This window comes from Micromonospora sp. NPDC047548 (assembly GCF_040642975.1).
Taxonomy (GTDB): Bacteria; Actinomycetota; Actinomycetes; order Mycobacteriales; family Micromonosporaceae; genus Micromonospora.
In genome coordinates this window covers 37,031-53,788 of record NZ_JBEYTI010000019.1, presented here as the reverse complement: position 1 = coordinate 53,788, position 16,758 = coordinate 37,031, and the positions used below count along the sequence as shown (strand labels likewise).

At 74.0% G+C, this 16,758-nt stretch carries 20 protein-coding genes and 1 pseudogene; 14 read left to right on the top strand and 7 right to left on the bottom strand.

All coding sequences use genetic code 11. The features are described from left to right. Positions 1-11: 11 nt before the first annotated feature. Positions 12-377 (bottom strand): NUDIX domain-containing protein, encoded by a 366-nt coding sequence (locus tag ABZ807_RS20045; protein WP_357159832.1) that lies wholly within the window; start codon positions 375-377, stop codon positions 12-14. An 11-nt stretch (positions 378-388) separates the two neighbouring features. Here ABZ807_RS20045 and ABZ807_RS20040 point away from each other — a divergent pair, with 11 nt between their 5' ends. Beyond that, positions 389-628 (top strand): hypothetical protein, encoded by a 240-nt coding sequence (locus ABZ807_RS20040; RefSeq protein WP_357159829.1) that lies wholly within the window; start codon positions 389-391, stop codon positions 626-628. A gap of 57 nt (positions 629-685) precedes the next feature. Here ABZ807_RS20040 and ABZ807_RS20035 read toward each other — a convergent pair whose 3' ends face one another. Further along, on the bottom strand, positions 686-1,288 hold the full coding sequence (locus ABZ807_RS20035; protein WP_357159825.1) for a DUF4291 domain-containing protein: 603 nt from the start codon (positions 1,286-1,288) through the stop codon (positions 686-688). Positions 1,289-1,381: 93 nt separating this feature from the next. Between ABZ807_RS20035 and ABZ807_RS20030 the strand changes: the two genes are divergently transcribed. Then, a complete protein-coding gene (locus tag ABZ807_RS20030; protein ID WP_357159822.1) occupies positions 1,382-1,876 on the top strand; it encodes a type II toxin-antitoxin system PemK/MazF family toxin in 495 nt (164 codons plus the stop codon). 245 nt (positions 1,877-2,121) lie between these two features. Here ABZ807_RS20030 and ABZ807_RS20025 read toward each other — a convergent pair whose 3' ends face one another. Next, positions 2,122-2,772 carry a GGDEF domain-containing protein gene (locus ABZ807_RS20025; RefSeq protein ID WP_357159819.1) on the bottom strand — a complete coding sequence of 217 codons (651 nt, stop codon included), beginning with the start codon at positions 2,770-2,772 and terminating at the stop codon, positions 2,122-2,124. Positions 2,773-3,041: 269 nt separating this feature from the next. Here ABZ807_RS20025 and ABZ807_RS20020 point away from each other — a divergent pair, with 269 nt between their 5' ends. The 6 genes and pseudogenes from ABZ807_RS20020 (at position 3,042) to ABZ807_RS19995 (ending at position 8,035) form a co-directional block, all read left to right on the top strand. Beyond that, positions 3,042-3,281 (top strand): DUF397 domain-containing protein, encoded by a 240-nt coding sequence (locus ABZ807_RS20020; RefSeq protein WP_357159816.1) that lies wholly within the window; start codon positions 3,042-3,044, stop codon positions 3,279-3,281. A 137-nt stretch (positions 3,282-3,418) separates the two neighbouring features. Next, positions 3,419-4,300: a helix-turn-helix transcriptional regulator gene (locus ABZ807_RS20015; protein WP_357159994.1), complete on the top strand. Its 882-nt coding sequence runs from the start codon at positions 3,419-3,421 to the stop codon at positions 4,298-4,300. Positions 4,301-4,464: 164 nt separating this feature from the next. Then, positions 4,465-5,070: pseudogene (locus ABZ807_RS20010) on the top strand (SAM-dependent methyltransferase). 139 nt (positions 5,071-5,209) lie between these two features. After that, positions 5,210-6,259: a LacI family DNA-binding transcriptional regulator gene (locus ABZ807_RS20005; protein WP_357159813.1), complete on the top strand. Its 1,050-nt coding sequence runs from the start codon at positions 5,210-5,212 to the stop codon at positions 6,257-6,259. A gap of 3 nt (positions 6,260-6,262) precedes the next feature. Next, positions 6,263-6,466, top strand: coding sequence for a hypothetical protein (locus ABZ807_RS20000; protein ID WP_357159809.1), 204 nt, complete (start codon positions 6,263-6,265; stop codon positions 6,464-6,466). 120 nt (positions 6,467-6,586) lie between these two features. After that, the gene (locus tag ABZ807_RS19995) at positions 6,587-8,035 is read left to right on the top strand and encodes a protein kinase (RefSeq protein WP_357159806.1); all 1,449 of its coding nucleotides are present in this window, start codon (positions 6,587-6,589) and stop codon (positions 8,033-8,035) included. Positions 8,036-8,156: 121 nt separating this feature from the next. Here the strand turns inward: ABZ807_RS19995 and ABZ807_RS19990 are convergent, their stop codons facing one another. Next, positions 8,157-8,315: a hypothetical protein gene (locus ABZ807_RS19990; protein ID WP_357159803.1), complete on the bottom strand. Its 159-nt coding sequence runs from the start codon at positions 8,313-8,315 to the stop codon at positions 8,157-8,159. Between the two features lie 310 nt (positions 8,316-8,625). On the opposite strand from ABZ807_RS19990, the gene ABZ807_RS19985 reads away from it, so the two are divergent. From ABZ807_RS19985 to ABZ807_RS19970, 4 genes are all read left to right on the top strand, one after another. Continuing rightward, complete coding sequence (locus ABZ807_RS19985; RefSeq protein WP_357159800.1) at positions 8,626-9,420, top strand: DedA family protein; 795 nt, start codon at positions 8,626-8,628, stop codon at positions 9,418-9,420. Positions 9,421-9,908: 488 nt separating this feature from the next. Next, positions 9,909-10,502 (top strand): hypothetical protein, encoded by a 594-nt coding sequence (locus tag ABZ807_RS19980; protein ID WP_357159797.1) that lies wholly within the window; start codon positions 9,909-9,911, stop codon positions 10,500-10,502. A 179-nt stretch (positions 10,503-10,681) separates the two neighbouring features. Further along, a complete protein-coding gene (locus ABZ807_RS19975) occupies positions 10,682-11,653 on the top strand; it encodes a pirin family protein (protein ID WP_357159794.1) in 972 nt (323 codons plus the stop codon). A gap of 41 nt (positions 11,654-11,694) precedes the next feature. Then, positions 11,695-12,354, top strand: a complete 660-nt coding sequence (locus tag ABZ807_RS19970; protein ID WP_357159791.1) for a hypothetical protein — start codon at positions 11,695-11,697, stop codon at positions 12,352-12,354. A gap of 234 nt (positions 12,355-12,588) precedes the next feature. On the opposite strand, the gene ABZ807_RS19965 is transcribed toward ABZ807_RS19970, so the two are convergent. After that, entirely contained in the window at positions 12,589-13,242 is a 654-nt protein-coding gene (locus ABZ807_RS19965; RefSeq protein ID WP_357159788.1) for a DUF1345 domain-containing protein, read from the bottom strand. A 49-nt stretch (positions 13,243-13,291) separates the two neighbouring features. Then, the gene (locus ABZ807_RS19960; protein WP_357159785.1) at positions 13,292-13,561 is read right to left on the bottom strand and encodes a DUF2795 domain-containing protein; all 270 of its coding nucleotides are present in this window, start codon (positions 13,559-13,561) and stop codon (positions 13,292-13,294) included. 155 nt (positions 13,562-13,716) lie between these two features. Here ABZ807_RS19960 and ABZ807_RS19955 point away from each other — a divergent pair, with 155 nt between their 5' ends. Beyond that, on the top strand, positions 13,717-14,130 hold the full coding sequence (locus tag ABZ807_RS19955; protein ID WP_357159782.1) for a DUF2267 domain-containing protein: 414 nt from the start codon (positions 13,717-13,719) through the stop codon (positions 14,128-14,130). A gap of 92 nt (positions 14,131-14,222) precedes the next feature. On the opposite strand, the gene ABZ807_RS19950 is transcribed toward ABZ807_RS19955, so the two are convergent. Then, entirely contained in the window at positions 14,223-15,389 is a 1,167-nt protein-coding gene (locus tag ABZ807_RS19950) for a CaiB/BaiF CoA-transferase family protein (RefSeq protein ID WP_357159779.1), read from the bottom strand. A gap of 254 nt (positions 15,390-15,643) precedes the next feature. Here ABZ807_RS19950 and ABZ807_RS19945 point away from each other — a divergent pair, with 254 nt between their 5' ends. Then, a complete protein-coding gene (locus ABZ807_RS19945; RefSeq protein ID WP_357159775.1) occupies positions 15,644-16,663 on the top strand; it encodes a TerC/Alx family metal homeostasis membrane protein in 1,020 nt (339 codons plus the stop codon). Positions 16,664-16,758 lie beyond the last annotated feature (95 nt).

Sequence of the window (16,758 nt, the reverse complement as noted above, 5' to 3'; positions counted from 1 at the left end):
TGGCACCCCGGTCAGGACCACAGCTCGAACGGCTCGTCGATCTCCTCACGGGCCAGGAACCGGGTGAGCAGCGCCGGCAGCCGCCCCGGGTAGAAACGTTCCGGGCTGCCGACCACCTCCTCGACCGTCCACCAGCGGAACCCGAAGTAGTCCTCCACCTCGTAGTCCAGCCGTTCGGCGCCGTCGACGTCCGGCGCGGCGGTGTCGAGCCGTACCGTCATCACCACCTCGTCCTGGAGGTGGCGCCGCTGCCGGTGGATGAAGCTGGCCCGCCGCCGCCAGGACGGCGGGCCGAGCCGCGCGGCGCCGACCACGAAGCCGGTCTCCTCCCGCAGTTCCCGCACCGCCGTCTCGGCGTACGTCTCGTCCGGATCCATCCCGCCGCCCGGTGGCCAAGGTCTTCGGTGAGGTGGCGGACAGCTACGACGAGGCGCCGCCGGGCTACCCGCCCTCGGTCGCCGAGGCCATCCTCGCCTGCCACGGCGAGGTGCCGGCCCCGCAACTGCGCCGGCCGCGGGAGCTGCGGGAGCGGGTGCTGGCGGCGGTCGGCGCGGCGGTGGACGGCTTCGGCGGCACGGTGACGCTGGACCTGCGGACCACCCTGGTGCTGGCCCGCCGCCCGCGCTGACCGCCCGTCCGGTGGCACCGACCCGCCAGCTTGGTGGACCCCGAGGGGTCTGGCGGCTCAGCTCGGCGTCGCGCCGACCGTGGCGGCCAGCTCGGCCGGCAGGGGATAGGGACGTTCCTCGGGCAGCAGCGCCGCTGCGGCCCGGTCGTCGCCGGCGTCGAGCAGCGCCTGGATCTTCCGTGCCGTCGCGGTGACGTCGGTCAGCCCCACCAGCCACTCGTCGACGTACCGGTCCGCCGCGGCGCGGGCGAGCCCGAGCTGGAGCGACCGGTACGGCAGCGGGGCCAGCCGCAGCGACCGCTCCGGATCCCACTGGACCCGGACGTCGCTGGTCCTCAGCTCGCGGGCCCAGTCGGCCCGGTCGGCGTGCCGGCCTGGCTCGTGACCGCTGGGGCAGGCCCGGCCGAGGGCCCACTCGAAGCCGGCCCGGGTCACCTCGACCGCCAGCACCCGTTCCTGGCCGGGCTTGGTCGCCCAGCCGCAGCGGTACAGCATCCACCGGAACGAGGGCTTGATCCAGGTCATTCGCCCACGCCGGAACGGCGGCACGAACCGGCCGGCGGCCAGCGCGGCCGCCGCGATCTCCGGCGGGTACGCCTGGTAGACGGTCAGCGTCGTGTCGGTGAAGCCGGCCCGGATCTGCCGCTGGGGAATGTCCACGGGGGGATCGTCACCGCCCGGACCGCGCCCGGTCCAGCCGGTTTCCGTGCCGCCGGGAGGCGCCCTGGCGGTGGTGCGGTTAGGCTGCCGTCCGTGGCAGGTCTGCTGAGGAATGTCGTCGCCCGGCTCGGTCGGGTGACCGGGGGTGGGGCCGCGCCGGCCGGTACCGAGGCCCGGATCCCGGCCCAGGTGGCCCGACGGCGCCAGGTCGGCGCGTTGCAGCGCCGGGAGCTGGCGTATGCCCCGGAACTGGACGGCCAGGCCGACCCGGGGGAGATCGTCTGGACCTGGGTGCCGTACGAGGACGACCCCCGGCAGGGCAAGGACCGCCCGGTGTTGGTGGTCGGCCGGCACAGCCGCACGCTGTTCGGGTTGATGCTCTCCAGTCAGAGCGAGCGCGACGGTCAGCGGCACTGGCTGGCGCTCGGCCCGGGGGAGTGGGATCGCGACCAGCGGCCGAGCTGGGTACGCCTCGACCGGGTGCTCACCATGCGCGAGGACAGCATCCGGCGCGAAGGCGCGGTGCTGGACCGGGGCCGCTTCGACCGGATCGGCCGGGCCCTGCGCGCCGGCTACGGCTGGCGCTGATCCGCCGCGGCCCACCCCGCGAGTGTGTCCGTTCGTCCTTGACAGGGCCGCGTCGACGAGTGCATCCAACTCATCGGTTCATCAGCCAGATGGTTGATACCGGCACCACCCGCTTCGACAGCCCGGCCGCCCGCGACGGGATGGTGGGCGCGGGCATGGCGGACGGGGCGCGGTAGTCGTATCAGGCGCTGGAGGCGTACCTGGCCGCCCTGGTCTGAGTGCCCCGGCGGTGTCCCGCCCGGCGCTCAGCACTCGGCGAGGCGGGGGGCGTCCCGGAGCTGCCGGGGGGACCGGCGGGCGGTCACGCCCTTCGCCCGGTACATCGCCGCGTCGGCGGCGCAGAGCGCCTCGGCCAGCTGGGTCGGGCCGGTGACCGGGGCCAGGCCGACTGAGGCGGTGACCCGTACGCTGCGCCCGCCCAGTGGGATCGGTGCGGCCATCGCCTCGCAGAGCCGGCGGGTGGCGTGGTCGATCCAGCGGCGGTCGACCGAGGGGCTGCTCAGCAGGCCGGCGAACTCGTCCCCGCCGAGCCGGGCGACCAGGTTGTCCCCGGCGAAGGCGGTGAGCCGCTGCGCCACACTGATCAGCACCTGGTCCCCGGCGGCGTGCCCGTAGTGGTCGTTGACCTGCTTGAAGTCGTTGAGGTCGAGCACCACGGCGATCAGCGGTCGCCCACCGGCATCGGTGAGCAGGGCGGCGGCGATCTGGTGGAAGGCGCGCCGGTTGGGCAGGCCGGTCAGCGGGTCGTGGCTGGCGGCGTGCCGCTCCGCGGTCAGCTCGGCCTGCAGGTGCTCGATCTCCGCCTCCGCCCGCAACGCCCGGCGGCGTAGCTGCCACACCGAGACGAGCGCACCCGCGGCGGAGATGCCGGACGCGATGCTCAACGGATCCGGCACGAGACCTCCCTCGCGGCGTTGGCGGACGGCCCGGGCGGCGGCCGGTGTGCTCTGCCCGGCCGCCGTTTTCCCAGGTGGCGGCCCGGGTTGGGGGTAACCGAAAGTGAACGGATGGGTACCGCGCACGTGCGTTATCATGCTCGCTGTCCATTGCAGATGCAATAGCAGATGCACGTGCAGCACGGCCCGATCCGGCGTCGCCACCCTCCCGCCGCGGCACCCTCCACTCACGACACCGGTCGGCTCATCACCGCACAGAAAGACGCCTCATGCAGCAGCCCGAGAACGGCGTACCCGTCACCCAGCTCCCTGCGCTGCGGTGGCAGAAGAGTCGGCGGAGCAACCCCAGCGGCAACTGCGTCGAGCTGGCCGAACTCCCCGGCGGGTCGGGCATCGCGGTACGCAACTCCCGCCACCCCGACGGGCCGGCGCTGATCTACACGGTGGACGAGATCACCGCGTTCGTCCTCGGCGCCCGCGACGGCGACTTCGACAACCTGATCAACTGAACGACGGTCCCCGTCGCCGGGACGATCTCGTCCGTGCGGAGGAGTCCATCTCACCCACGGTCCATGGCATGCTTACGCGTCGGTCGGGGTGGGGGCGTCCGGCCGACGCGACCGAGTAGGCGGAGGGCGACGTGACGATGGCGACCGCGGAGGGGGGGCCGGCTACCGGCCCCACCGTGCTGCGCATGCTGCTCGGCGCCCAGCTGCGCCGCCTGCGCGAGGCCAGCGGCGTCACCCGGGAGGGCGCCGGCTGGGAGATCCGAGCCTCCGAGTCCAAGATCAGCCGAATGGAGCTGGGCCGGGTCGGGTTCAAGGAACGCGACATCGCCGACCTGCTCACCCTCTACGGGGTCAGCGCCGCCGACGACCGGGAGGCGCTGCTCCAGCTCGCCCGCGACGCCAACAGCCCCGGCTGGTGGCACCGGTACGGCGACGTGCTGCCCAGCTGGTTCCAGTCGTACCTCGGCCTGGAGGTCGCCGCCTCGCTGATCCGCACCTACGAGGTGCAGTTCGTCCCCGGCCTGTTGCAGACACCCGCGTACGCCCGTGCCGTCGTCCTGCTCGGCCACCGGCACGCCCCGGTCGGAGAGGTGGACCGGCGGGTGGAGCTGCGGTTGCGGCGGCAGGAGCTGCTGCGCCGGGACGCGCCGCCGCAGCTGTGGGCGGTGGTCGACGAGGCCGCCCTGCGCCGACCGGTCGGCGGGCCGGAGGTGATGCGCGGCCAGCTGGACGCCCTGATCGAGACCACCCGGTCGCCGCACGTGCGGCTCCAGATCATTCCGTTCGCCGCCGGCGGGCACGCCGCCGCCGGCGGGGCGTTCACCATCCTGCGCTTCGGCGACGACGACCTGCCCGACATCGTCTACATCGAGCAGCTCACCAGCGCGATCTACCTCGACAAGCGCGACGACCTCGACTACTACGCGGTGGCCATGGAGCGACTCTGCGTCGAGGCGGCGCCGCCGGAGCGTACGCCGGAGATCCTGGCCCAGCTCCGCGACGAGCTATACCCGGGGTGACGGTCGCCCGGGGCGGCGGAGTCGTCCTGGATGCCTTCACCATGGTCTGCGGCCGGAGACAGTGGACGGATGCCATGGCGGTCGATGTCGCAGAGTCATGGAGGCAGCTGTGAACCGCGGCGCTTCCTCCAGCGGGCGTCGGCTACCTCGCTCGCGAGGCCGGGATCCGGCAGTTCCTCGACATCGGCACCGGCATCCCGACCGCCGACAACACCCACGAGGTCGCCCAGGCGGTCGCGCCGGAGTCCCGGGTGGTCTACGTCGACAACGACCCGATCGTGCTGGCCCACGCCCGGGCGCTGCTGAGCAGCTCGCCCGAGGACGCCACCGCCTACATCGACGCCGACGTGCGCGACCCGGAGAAGATCCTCCACCACCTGGACCTGCTGCGCACCATCGACCTGTCCCGGCCGGTGGGGCTGATGCTGGTGGCGGGCCTGCACTTCGTTCCGGACGCCGACGACCCGTACGCCGTGGTGCGCCGCCTGCTCGACGCGCTGCCGCCCGGCAGCTACTCGCCGCGTCGCACGTCACCCACGACCACCTCCCCGCGGAGATCGCCGAGGAGGCCAGGGCGGCGGCTCGGGGCGGTGGTCCGCACAGGATGATCAACATGTGCACGCGACGAGTTCATCGGCTTCTTCGAGGGGCTGGAGCTGGTCGAGCCCGGCGTCTGCTCGGTCGCCCAGTGGCGGGCCGACGCCGAGCCGCAGCCGCGTCCCTCGATGGTCGAGGTCAGCGTGTACGGCGGGGTCGCCCGCAAGCCCTGACCCCCGCTGTCGGGTGAGCGGCGTCGGCTGGGGCCGGCGCCGTTCGTCGTGTCGTGTCCGTTTTCCCTTGACCGTCCCCGGTCGGTCCGACTAGTCTCTGAATCGATCCAGACTGAATCGATCCAGAAGAGGTGGCGGGATGCGACCGACACTGCAGGACGTGGCCGCGGCGGTGGGCGTGTCGCGCAGCACCGTCTCCAACGCGTACTGCCGCCCAGACCAGCTCTCGGCCGCACTGCGCAGCCGGATCCTCGACACCGCGCGGCAGCTCGGCTACCCGGGGCCGAACCCGACGGCCCGCTCGCTGCGGCGGGGCTTCGTCGGCGCGATCGGCGTGCTCTTCACCTCCCGGCTGTCGTACGCGTTCACCGACCCATTCGCCGTCCGGTTCCTGGCTGGTGTCGCCGCGGCGGCCGAGCGGCACGGCACCAGCCTGCTGCTCGTGCCGCTGCCGACCGGGGCGACGCAGGCCAGGGCGGCCGTGGAGAACGCGGCGGTCGACGGGTTCTGCGTCTACTGCGCCGCCGACGAGCACTGGGCCCTGGACGTGATTCGCGGTCGCGGGCTGCCCTTCGTCACCACCGCGCCCCGAGCCGACCCCGGCGTCGACCGGTACGTCGGCATCGACGAGCAGGCCGCCGCCCGGTCCGTCGCCGACCACCTCGTCGGCCTGGGGCACCGCCGGGTGGCGCTGCTCGGCGACAGCATCCTGCCCGACGTGCCGCCGGGGCCGCTGCGGCTCGCCGGCGCCGACGCCGCACCGCACCCCACCACCCGGGGCCGTCTGGCCGGCTTCGCCGACGCACTGGCCGCGGTCGGGGTCGGCTGGCCCGACATCACGCTGCTCAACGCCACCGACAACAGCCGTGCCGCCGGGGCCGAGGCGGTGGCCGGCCTCTTCGCCGGCGACGATCCGCCGACGGCCGTGCTGGCCGCCTCCGACGTGCTCGCGCTCGGCGTCCTGGACGCCCTCGGGGAGCGGGCCGCCACGGTCTCGGTCACCGGCTTCGACGACATCGCCGAAGCGGCCACGGCCGGCCTCACCACCGTTCGGCAACCGGCCGAGGAGAAAGGCCGGATCGCCGCCGAGCTGCTGCTCGACCCGCCGGTCGACGAGGCCGCCGGGCAGGTCCTGCTCCCCACCGAGCTGGTCGTCCGCACCTCCACCCGTCCCGTACCGAGGAGTTGACCCATGGAACAGCCCACCGGCTTCACTCTCGCCATCGACGCGGTCACCCGCCACGTGAACTCGGCCCGACCGGACGCGCCGGTGCGGCCCGATCGGGTCCGCCGCAACCGCCTCGCGCCCACCCGGCTCGCCGCCGCGGGCGTGCTGCGCCGGCTCGCCGACCTCATGGAGCCGGCGCCCGCGCCCGCCCCGACCTGCCGTCCCTGACCGCCCGGGTGGCCGACGCCACCCGGGTGACGTCCGGTAGGGTGTTTTTCCGGCCAGACAGAGCGCAACCGGGCGCCACGGTTGGTGGCTGACCCGGCTGGCCAGGCAGACTGGAGCATCATGTCGTCGCTCACGCCCGCCCTGCGCCTGCACGATCGGTACGTCCTGCGCGAGCGCGTCGGCCTCGGCGGGATGTCCGAGGTGTGGCGCGCCGACGACGAGGTGCTGCACCGCCCCGTCGCGGTCAAGGCGCTCGTGGCGCAGCTCGCCGCCGACCCGCAGCTGCGCGCCACCATCCAGCGCGAGGCGCGGGCCGCGGCCCGGCTCACCCACCCGCACATCACCCAGGTGTACGACTACGGCGAAGCGACCCTGCCCGGCGGCGTGGTCCTGCCGTACCTGGTGATGGAGCTGGTCGAGGGGCACAGCCTGGCCGACCGACTCACCGCCGGCCCGCTCGCCTGGCCGGACGCGGTCCGCACCGCCGGCCAGGTGGCGGCGGCCCTCGCCGCCGCGCACCGGATCGGCGTGGTGCACCGCGACGTCAAGCCGGCCAACGTCATGCTCACCGAGACCGGCGCCAAGGTCCTCGACTTCGGCATCGCCGCCCTGGCCGGCCCCCGACACCCGCTCGCCGGCCAGACCGGTGAGCTGATGATGGGCACCCCCGCCTACTTCGCGCCGGAGCGGCTGACGCCCGGCCCGCCGGACCCGGCCAGCGACGTGTACGCCCTCGGCGCGCTGCTCTACCGCACCCTCACCGGCCGGGCCCCGCTGCCGGTGCAGACCTGGGAGGACGCGATCGAGGTGCACGCCCGGCACACGCCGGTGCCGCCGCTGCGGATCCCGGGGCTGCCCGCCGACGTAGCCGAGCTCACCATGGCCTGCCTGGCCGCCGACCCGGCCCGCCGGCCCATCGCCGCGCAGCTGGCCGCCCGGCTCGGTGCCGACCGCCCGGCCGACCCGCCCACCGCGCTGCTGCCGACGGTGCCGGCGCCCGCGCACCCGCCCACCCTCGTCGACCGGGCCCGGGTGGTCCCCCGGCCCCCCGCCGGCCGTGCCGCGCCCCCGGTCACTGCCGCACGGCGCCGCCCGAACCGGGCGCTGGGCGTGCTCGTCGCGGCCGGCGTCGCGCTGCTGGTCGGCCTGGTCGGCGTGCTCGCCCTCGGCGACGGGCCCGACGAGCGGAATCGGGCCGCCCCGCTCACCGCCGCGCCGGTGGAGGAGGAGACCACGGCCGAGCCGACCCCGTCGGTCGAGCCGACCACCGCCCCGCCGTCCCGCGACGAACGGCCCGCGCCACGCACGGCGGACCAGTTCGCCGACGAGTTCGCGGGGCTGCTCGACCGGGCGGAGGCATCCGGCGACATCGACCCGGAGACCGCCGATGAGCTGCGCGACAAGCTCACGCAGCTGGAGGAGGGCAAGCCCAAGGACCGGGTCAAGCGGTTGCGGGAGCTGGCCAGCAAGGTCGCCGAGGCGGTCGAGAAGGACCGGATCGGCGACCGCACCGCGTCGGAACTGCGGAACCTGATCGCCGGCTGGCCGCGCTCGCGGGGCAACGACTGACCCGGCTCAGACACCTCGACCGGGTCGCCCACCTCGACCCGACCCGCCCGCGCCACCACCGCGTACGCCCCGACGCGGGGCTGCGGCCCGAGCGCCGGCAGCGGCACCACCGGGTTGAGCGCTAAGCCGCCCACACCCGGGCCGCGGTCCGCGCGGTGCGGGTGCCGCGCCCGACCTCGCCGGGCGCGGCGCCGACGCGCACCACCTCGACCATCCCCCCCCGGCCCGCGACCAACCGCGCGGGCTCCGTGCCGCCCAGGAACCTCTTCCGGTACGCCACCCGCGCACCGCACCCGTCCACGGCCGGCATCCCGAGGTACGCCGGACCGGCGTCCTGACCGATCGGCGCCCCGGCCGCCCAGCGTGCCCGGCGCGGCGGCGCCCACCCTGACCGCCCGCGCCAGCCGAGGGTCGGTAGGCCGAGCGTGGCGTCGTCCAGCTCGTACCCAGTCAGCGATAGCGCGGGGGGAGAGCACCACCCGGGCGTCGGCGGCGCGGACCGGCGCGACGTGCGCCGCGTCGACTTCCGTGGAAAGCACCGGACGGGCGGCAGCGTGGTCGATGCGCCCATCGCCTCCTAACTTTGTTCCATGATCCCTGGCTCTCTGGCGCTCAGCCTCCGCACGGTCGTGTCCGTTTCCGAACCGTCGGCGGAGGGGCCGGTCGGCTACGTCACCGGGCTGGTGGAGCGGCTCGGCGGGCCGGGTGCCGGGCTGGCCGTGGCGCTGGAGAACCTCTTTCCGCCGATCCCGAGCGAGGTCATCCTGCCGCTGGCCGGCTTCGCCGCGGCCCAGGGGAAGATGAGCCTGGTCGGGGCGATCCTGTGGACCACCCTCGGCTCGGTGGTCGGCGCCTGGGTGCTGTACCTCATCGGTGCCGCCCTCGGCCGGGACCGGATGCGCGCCATCGCGGCGCGGCTGCCGCTGGTCAAGCTGAGCGACGTCGACAAGACCGAGGCGTGGTTTCTCAAGCACGGCGTCAAGGCGGTGTTTTTCGGCCGGATGATCCCCATCTTCCGCAGCCTCATCTCCGTCCCGGCCGGGGTGGAACGGATGCCGATCGGCACCTTCCTGCTGTACACGACGCTGGGCAGCCTGGTCTGGAACACCACCTTCGTGATGGCCGGCTACCTGCTCGGCGAGAACTGGCACGTGGTCGAGTCGTACGTCGGGTCGTTCCAGAAGCTCGTCATCGCCGCCTGCGTGGCCGCCGCGGCCTGGTTCGTGTTCACCCGCGTACGCCGCGCCCGCCAGGCCCGCGCCTCCACCGCCGGGTCCCCCGACCCGTTCGACACGGCGCGGGCGGCCGAGCCGATGCGCGTCGGCGAGGCGGGTGGGTACCAGGGCACGGTGTACCGCGCCTCCTCGTGGCGGCGCGACGACTGACCCCGTCCCGGCCCGTCCCCACGCCCCGCGTGGCGACCCGGATGCGCCCGCAAGGTCCCTGCTGGGGTTGCTGTCCGGTTCGTCCATGCCGACCTGCGGGGGATGCTGGGCGCGCAATGTCGGGTTCCGGGGTTGGCCGGCGCGCCCCGGGTGTCCAGGTCTGGGCCGCTGAGTGGCGGCCTGTCCCGTGACCGGCGGCACCCGGGCGGCGGAATGGTGGCCGGCCGGGGGTGGTTACATCACCTGGACGATCGCAGCAGCAACCCCCGCTGGCCTGATGGTGTGGCCGGCCCCGGGGTGCCCCCGGGAATGGTGGTGGGCCTCCGGTCGTTACACATGGTCCTGGCGCCGCGAGCCCCTGCGGTTTGCGATGTTCTGCCGGACAGAGTCTTTCCCCTTGTTTTGTTGAGCGCCTTGTCGTGGTGCTTGCCCGCGTGCTCGACCCCGTCGAGTCGTGGTGCCAATCCCCCTCGAAGGAGCTACCTCCCATGAACACGATCATGCGTAAGAGCGTTCTTGGTATTGCTGGTCTGGCTTTCGCCGGTGGCGTGTTCGCCGGCCCGGCCACCGGCGCCCACGCCGCCCCGGCTGCCGACATGAAGTCGGTTGCGGTGGTGCAGGCGGACAAGCCGGCCGTGGACAACGCCAAGCTGATCCCGCACGGTGTGCAGGGCGCGCAGTCCCGGATCGACCCGAACGGCGAGCAGACCGACAACGCCAAGGCGATCATCGCCGCGACGAAGAAGTCGGGCCTGGACGAACGGGCCGCCGTCATCTCGATCGCCACCAGCCTGCAGGAGTCGAAGCTGGAGAACCTGGGTCACCTGGGTGACCGCAACGACCACGACTCGCTGGGCCTGTTCCAGCAGCGCCCCTCCAGCGGGTGGGGCACGGTCGAGCAGATCACCGACCCCGAGTACTCGACGATGGCGTTCGAGAAGGGTCTGAAGCAGGTCGACGGCTGGAAGGACATGCCGCTGACCGAGGCCGCGCAGACCGTGCAGGTGTCGGCCTACCCGGACGCCTACGCCCAGTGGGAGCAGCAGGCCGCCGACCTCGTCGCCCAGCACTGGAACAGCTGACCCACCGCACCACACGCTGGCCGGCACCCCGAACGAGGGGTGCCGGCCAGCGGCGTATCCGACGACGCGATCCGGGCTCGGTCGACCGGATCCACGTCGACCTGATCGGTGGCGCCAACTGGGTCACAGTCGGCGCCGACCAGGGACACCCGCGACCGCCGCCGGCATAGGGTCGGGCGGTGGACCGTACCGAATCGTTGCCGGCACAGACCCGACCACCCGGCGTGGCCCCGGTCGATCCGGGCAGCGTGCTGCTGCCCGGCCACGACGTGCCCCTCGGGCGCTACACCACCGTGCGGCGGCTGCTCCCGCAGCGCCAGCGCCGGATGGTCGGCGCGTGGTGCTTCGTCGACCACTTCGGCCCGGACGACGTCGCCGAGCGGCCCGGCATGGAGGTTCCGCCGCACCCGCACACCGGCCTGCAGACGGTCACCTGGCTGCTGGACGGCGAGATCGTGCACCGGGACACCCTTGGCAACGTCCAGCCGATCCGCCCCGGCCAGCTCAACGTGATGACCTCCGGTCACGGCATCGCCCACTCCGAGCGGTCGCCCGCCACGCATCCGCCGGTGATGCACGGCGTGCAGCTGTGGGTGGCGCTGCCGGACCCGGCGCGGGCCGGCGGGGCCGACTTCGCCCATCACGCCGAGCTGCCCCGTTGGCGCGACGGCGAGCTGGACCTCACCCTGCTCGTCGGGGAGCTGCGCGGCGAGCGCTCGCCGGCCGTGGTGCACACCCCGCTGCTCGGCGTGCAGGTCGAGGCCCGCGATGCCACGGCGGGGACGGTGCCGCTGCGGCCCGACTTCGAGTACGGCCTGCTGGCGATGTCCGGTGCCGCCCAGGTCGACGGCGTGGACGTCGCCCCCGGCGCGCTGCTCTACCTCGGCGCCGGGCGGGACCGGCTGGACCTGCGGGCCGGGGCAGGCAGCCGGTTGATGCTGCTCGGCGGCGAGCCGTTCGACGAGCCCCTGGTGATGTGGTGGAACTTCGTCGGCCGCTCGCACGAGGAGGTGGCCGCCGCCAGGGAGGACTGGATGGCCGGCCGGCGGTTCGGCGTGGTCGCGGACGACGACGCCCCGCCGCTGCCTGCCCCGGAGATGCCGACCACCCGGCTCAAGGCCCGCGACCGGCACGGCGGCGTACGCGGCTGAGCGGGAGGCGTGCCCACGGTCGGGGCGGGTAGTCGCGGGGCATGACCCGCAGTGTGACGATCGAGGACAGGAAGCGGCTGGTGCGTCGGCTCGCCGGCGACGGCCGCGGCTTCGCCGAGCAGTACGGCTTCCGGGTGACCAACAACCCGTCGAGCCTGTTCCAGCTGCTCTGCCTGGCGGTGCTGCTGGCCCGCCGGGGTGACTTCCGGCGCGCCCTGGACAGCGCCCACGCCCTGCCCGCCAACGGCTGGGACAGCGCCGCCCGGTTGGCCCGCTCCCTGAAGGCCGACCGGGTACGCGTGTTGCGCGACTCCGGCCAGCGCGGCGACGTCGACGAGTTGGCCGACCTCCTCGGCGACCTCGCCCGTTCCGTGGTGGAGCGCTACCGGGGCGACCTGCGGCGGTTGCGAGCGACGGCCGGGCACGACCCGGGTCGGGAGCGGGCGCTGCTCACCGCGCTGCCCGCAGTGGACGATCAGGTCGCCGACCTGTTCCTGCGCGAGACGCAGGCGCTGTGGCGGGAGGTGGCGCCGGTGGCCGACAAGCGGGCGTTGACCGCGGCCCGCCGGCTGGGGCTCGGGCGGTCCGCCGACGACCTGGCCGAGCTGGCCGGCAGCGGCGAGTCGGAGCGGCTGGCGTGGCTGGTCGGCGCGCTCGCCCGGGTCGACCTGGAGCAGCGGTACGCCGAGGTGACCCGCTGAGGCCAGGTGCCCTCGCCCACAGTCTCGGCAAAATCAGCCGTACGGGTGATGTTGTGTCGTATGATGATCGTGGCAGCGATGCCCGCCCGGTTCGGGCGAACATCCACCGCCTGGCGGTACGCGACCCGGTTCGGGCGTGGAACCGCCAGGGACAGGTACGCGTGGCGCCCCAGGTCGCGGTTCGTGGCCCGGGGCGCCCGCCTGTCTCCGTCGCCGCCGGTACGCCCCGACACCTCACCCGGCCAGGCCGGCCAGCAGGTTCACCGTCGCGGCGATGATGATCGCTCCGAAGAGGTACGACAGCAGGGCGTGCCCCAGCACCGCCCGGCGCATCGCCTGACTGGTCAGGTTGGTGTCGGAGACCTGGAACGTGGCCCCGACGGTGAACGCCACGTACGCGAAGTCGACGTAGCAGGGCTTGCCGACCTGGTTGAAGTTCACCCCGCCGTCCGGGCCGGTGTAGTAGATCCGCGCGTATCGGGCGGTGAAGACGGTGTGCACGACGAACCAGGACAGCACCACGCTGAGCACGCCCAACCCGCCGAACGCGGCCTGGTGCAACCCGGGCCCGGCGGAACGTGCGCTGGCCAGCACCAGCACGACCGCCAGCAGGCTGGCCACGCAGGCGACCAGCAGCAGGACGTCCCGGATGGCCCGGTTGGGGTCCTCGTGGACCGCCAGCGCCTCGGTGCGCCCGGCGTCCAGCGGCAGGAGCTTCCGCCACACCAGCACCAGCCAGCTCGCCGCTGCCGCATCCCAGCCGACCAGCGGAGCCACCCGGGGGCGGACCAGCACGGCGAACAGCCCGCCGACGCAGAGCCCGACCACGCCCATCACGGTGAGCTGGACGGCGACCGGGGTGTGCCCGTCCGGCCTCCGGCCGGTCACCGCACGCACCTCGGTCGCCCGGTGGCTGCCCGCACCGCGCCCCGGCGGCTCAGATGCCGCGCAGGTGCTGCGAGACCCGCGGGTGCCTGTTCCGGGCCTGCGCGGCCCGCTGGGCCGGGCTGAGCTCCGGTGCGGCGTCGATACCGGCCGAGCGGGCCACCTCGCTGCCGTTGGCGTAGTCCACCGGCGGTAGCGCGCGCAACGCCTGGAGCACCTCCGGCGGGGCGCCCTCCCGTTCGGCCTCGCGCACGACGTCGGCCTTCTCCGCCGGGTAGTCCAGGCTGGACAGGTACTGCAGGACGTCGGTGTAACTCGCCATGGCGTGAGCTCCCTCGCGCGCCTCGATCCGGTCACGACGGGCGGCGGTTACCCGTCCGGTTCGGGCTCACGCCCCGACCGGGGCGGCAAATTGCCGCCGTTTCCGCCGCCCGGCGCCGGGTACCCGACGCCTCCGACGCCGAAGGGAGCGCCCCGATGAACTACGACACCTTCGTGGACCAGGTCGCGCGGCGGGCCCGGATCAGCTCCGACCGGGCCGTGGAGCTGACCCACGCGACGCTGGAGACCCTGACCGAGCGGATGACCGGTGGCGAGGTGCTCGACCTCGCCATCCAGCTGCCCGCCCCGTTGCAGCTGGTCCTCAAGCCCAGCCCGAGCGTGGAGGCGGCCCAGCGGTTCGGCGCCGCCGAGTTCCTCGCCCGGGTCGGGCAGCGGGCCGGCGTCGACGAGGCGGCGGCCCGGGCCGGCGTCCGGGCGGTCTTCATCACCCTGCGGGAGGCGGTCAGTGGCGGCGAGTTCGACGACGTGGTCACGCAGCTGCCGCGCGACTACCGGGAGATGGTGGAGCCGGCGCTCACCCCGGGCGCGAGCGTGCTGCGCCGCGCCTGAGTGGCCGCCCGCACCGCCCGGCGCCGCGCGGGATACCGGCCGGCTGGTTCAGGCCGCCGCGCCGGCTGGTTCAGGGCACCGCGCCGGCTGGTTCAGGCCACCGCGCCAGCGGCACGCAGGGCGGCGATCCGGTCGGCGTCGAAGCCGGCCTCGGCCAGCAGCTCGTCGGTGTGCTCGCCGGGCCGGGGCGGGGGTCGGCGTACCGAGGTGGGGGTGGCGGAGAACCGGGGTGCCGGGGCGGGCTGGGTGACTCCGGCGTGCTCCACGAACGTGCCCCGCGCCCGCAGGTGCGGGTGCTCCGGCGCCTCGCCCCAGTCCAGCACCGGCGCCGCGCAGGCGTCCGAGGTGGTCAGCAGCTCGGCCCACTCGTCCCGGGTGCGGGTGCGGAACAGCCGCGCCCAGGCCTCGCGCAGCGCCGGCCAGTTGGCGGGGTCGAGGCGGTCGAGGGCCTCGTCGCCGGGGAGCGGGAAACCGGTGAGCCGGACCAGTTCGTCGTAGAAGCGCGGCTCCAGGGCGCCGACGGCGAGGTGCCGTCCGTCGGCGCACTCGTACGTGTCGTAGAACGGCGCGCCCCCGTCGAGCAGGTTGACCCCGCGCCGGTCCTGCCACATGCCGAGCCGGCGCAGCGCGTGGACCTGGGCGCTGAGCACCGACACGCCGTCTACGATGGCCGCGTCGACCACCTGGCCGGGGCCGCCGGCGCGGACGGCGTAGAGGGCGGCGACGACGCCGAGGGCCAGCATCATCCCGCCGCCGCCGAAGTCGCCGAGCAGGTTCATCGGCGGCACCGGGCGCTCACCGGCCCGGCCGATGCCGTGCAGCGCGCCGGTCAGCGCCAGGTAGTCGATGTCGTGGCCGGCGGTGTGCGCGTACGGGCCGTCCTGGCCCCAGCCGGTCATCCGCCCGTACACCAGGCGCGGGTTGACCGCCAGGCACTCCCGCGGGCCCAGGCCCAGGCGTTCGGTCACCCCGGGCCGGTACCCCTCGATCAGGGCGTCCGCGCCGCGCACCAGGGCCAGCGCCACCTCGCGCCCGGCGTCGGACTTCAGGTCCACCGCCATGGAGCGGCGGTTGCGGTGCAGCAGGTCCTCCGGGGGGCTGCCGAAGTCGGCCGGGGTGGTGCGGTCCACCCGGACCACGTCGGCGCCGAGGTCGGCGAGCATCATCGCGGTGAACGGGCCGGGCCCGATGCCGGCCAGCTCGACCACGCGTACACCGGTGAGGGGGCCGACCGGGGTGGCGGGGGCGTCGTCGGTCATCGCGCCACGATAGGCCCACCCGGGTCATTGCGTCGCGCCCGCGACTGGCCAGCATCCAGCGGTTGGTCAGGGCAACCAGCCCCGGCTGGACTTGGCGTGCGGGGTGAGCCTGACCTAGCCTTGACGCACGAGGGGAGTACTTCCCACGAACCATGCCGGTCAGTACGGCGTGCCCAGGGCACGCCTCGGGTGGTTGCCCGCGAGATCGCGGGTGAAGGAGACCTCGAACATGACACGGTGTTCGAGGAGACTCCATGACCGATTTGTCGTACCTGTCCGCCGGTGAGTTGTCATCGGTCGGCACGCCCACGCTCTGGGTGGTGACCATCGCCGGCGTGCTCGCCCTGCTGGTGCTGGACTTCCTGGTCACCCGGCGCCCGCACGAGGTGTCGATGAGGGAGGCCCTCGGCTGGTCGGCGTTCTACGTCGCGCTGCCGCTGGCCTTCGGCGCCTGGATCTGGTCGCGTTTCGGCTCCCAGCAGGGCGTGGAGTACCTGACCGGTTACCTGGTCGAGAAGTCCCTCTCGGTCGACAACCTGTTCGTCTTCATGCTGCTGCTGGCGGCCTTCGCCGTGCCCGCCGTGCTCGCCCAGCGGGTGCTGCTGTACGGCATCGCCGGCGCGCTGGTGCTGCGCGCGGTCTTCATCGCCCTCGGCGCAGCCGCCCTGCAGACCCTGGACTTCGCCTTCCTGCTCTTCGGCGTCATCCTGATCGTCACCGCGATCAAGCTGCTGCGCGACGCCCTCTCCGGGCACGAGCAGGAGGTCGACATCAACACGATGCGGTCGGTCCGGCTGCTGCGCAGGGTGATGCCGGTGGTCGACGACTACCACGGCACCCGGATGACGATCCGGCAGCAGGGCCGCCGGGCGCTCACCCCGTTCGCGCTGGTGGTGGTCGCGGTGCTGGCCACCGACATCGTCTTCGCGGTCGACTCGGTGCCCGCCGTCTACGGCATCACCGAGGATCCGTACCTGGTCTTCGCCACCAACGCCTTCGCCCTGCTCGGCCTGCGCGCGCTCTACTTCGTGCTGCACGCCGCGCTGAGCCGGCTGGTGCACCTCAGCTACGGCCTGGCGATCATCCTCGCCTTCGTCGGCCTGAAGCTCGGCCTGCACTGGGCGCACGGCAGCTGGCCCGGCGTACCGCAGATCCCGACGCTGGCCTCCCTCGGCGTGATCATCGGCGTGCTGGTCGTCGTCACCATCACCAGCCTGCGGGTCACCCGCGACCGGGCCCCCGGCGATCGTCAGGTCGTCTCCGAGCGGAACTGACGCCGGTCGCGCAGGCGGCGGTCACCCTGCGGTCGCCGCCGGCTCCGTGCCCGCCCGTTCACTGCCGGGGTACGCGGGAACGCCCCCGCCCGTGG

Coding starts and splice junctions, on each gene's coding strand:
- ABZ807_RS20045 (WP_357159832.1), bottom strand. CDS start 377: ATGGATCCGGACGAGACGTACGCCGAGACGGCGGTGCGGGAACTGCGG.
- ABZ807_RS20020 (WP_357159816.1), top strand. CDS start 3,042: ATGCAGCAGCCCGAGAACGGCGTACCCGTCACCCAGCTCCCTGCGCTG.
- ABZ807_RS20015 (WP_357159994.1), top strand. CDS start 3,419: ATGGCGACCGCGGAGGGGGGGCCGGCTACCGGCCCCACCGTGCTGCGC.
- ABZ807_RS20005 (WP_357159813.1), top strand. CDS start 5,210: ATGCGACCGACACTGCAGGACGTGGCCGCGGCGGTGGGCGTGTCGCGC.
- ABZ807_RS20000 (WP_357159809.1), top strand. CDS start 6,263: ATGGAACAGCCCACCGGCTTCACTCTCGCCATCGACGCGGTCACCCGC.
- ABZ807_RS19995 (WP_357159806.1), top strand. CDS start 6,587: ATGTCGTCGCTCACGCCCGCCCTGCGCCTGCACGATCGGTACGTCCTG.
- ABZ807_RS19985 (WP_357159800.1), top strand. CDS start 8,626: ATGATCCCTGGCTCTCTGGCGCTCAGCCTCCGCACGGTCGTGTCCGTT.
- ABZ807_RS19980 (WP_357159797.1), top strand. CDS start 9,909: ATGAACACGATCATGCGTAAGAGCGTTCTTGGTATTGCTGGTCTGGCT.
- ABZ807_RS19970 (WP_357159791.1), top strand. CDS start 11,695: ATGACCCGCAGTGTGACGATCGAGGACAGGAAGCGGCTGGTGCGTCGG.
- ABZ807_RS19960 (WP_357159785.1), bottom strand. CDS start 13,561: ATGGCGAGTTACACCGACGTCCTGCAGTACCTGTCCAGCCTGGACTAC.
- ABZ807_RS19955 (WP_357159782.1), top strand. CDS start 13,717: ATGAACTACGACACCTTCGTGGACCAGGTCGCGCGGCGGGCCCGGATC.
- ABZ807_RS19950 (WP_357159779.1), bottom strand. CDS start 15,389: ATGACCGACGACGCCCCCGCCACCCCGGTCGGCCCCCTCACCGGTGTA.
- ABZ807_RS19945 (WP_357159775.1), top strand. CDS start 15,644: ATGACCGATTTGTCGTACCTGTCCGCCGGTGAGTTGTCATCGGTCGGC.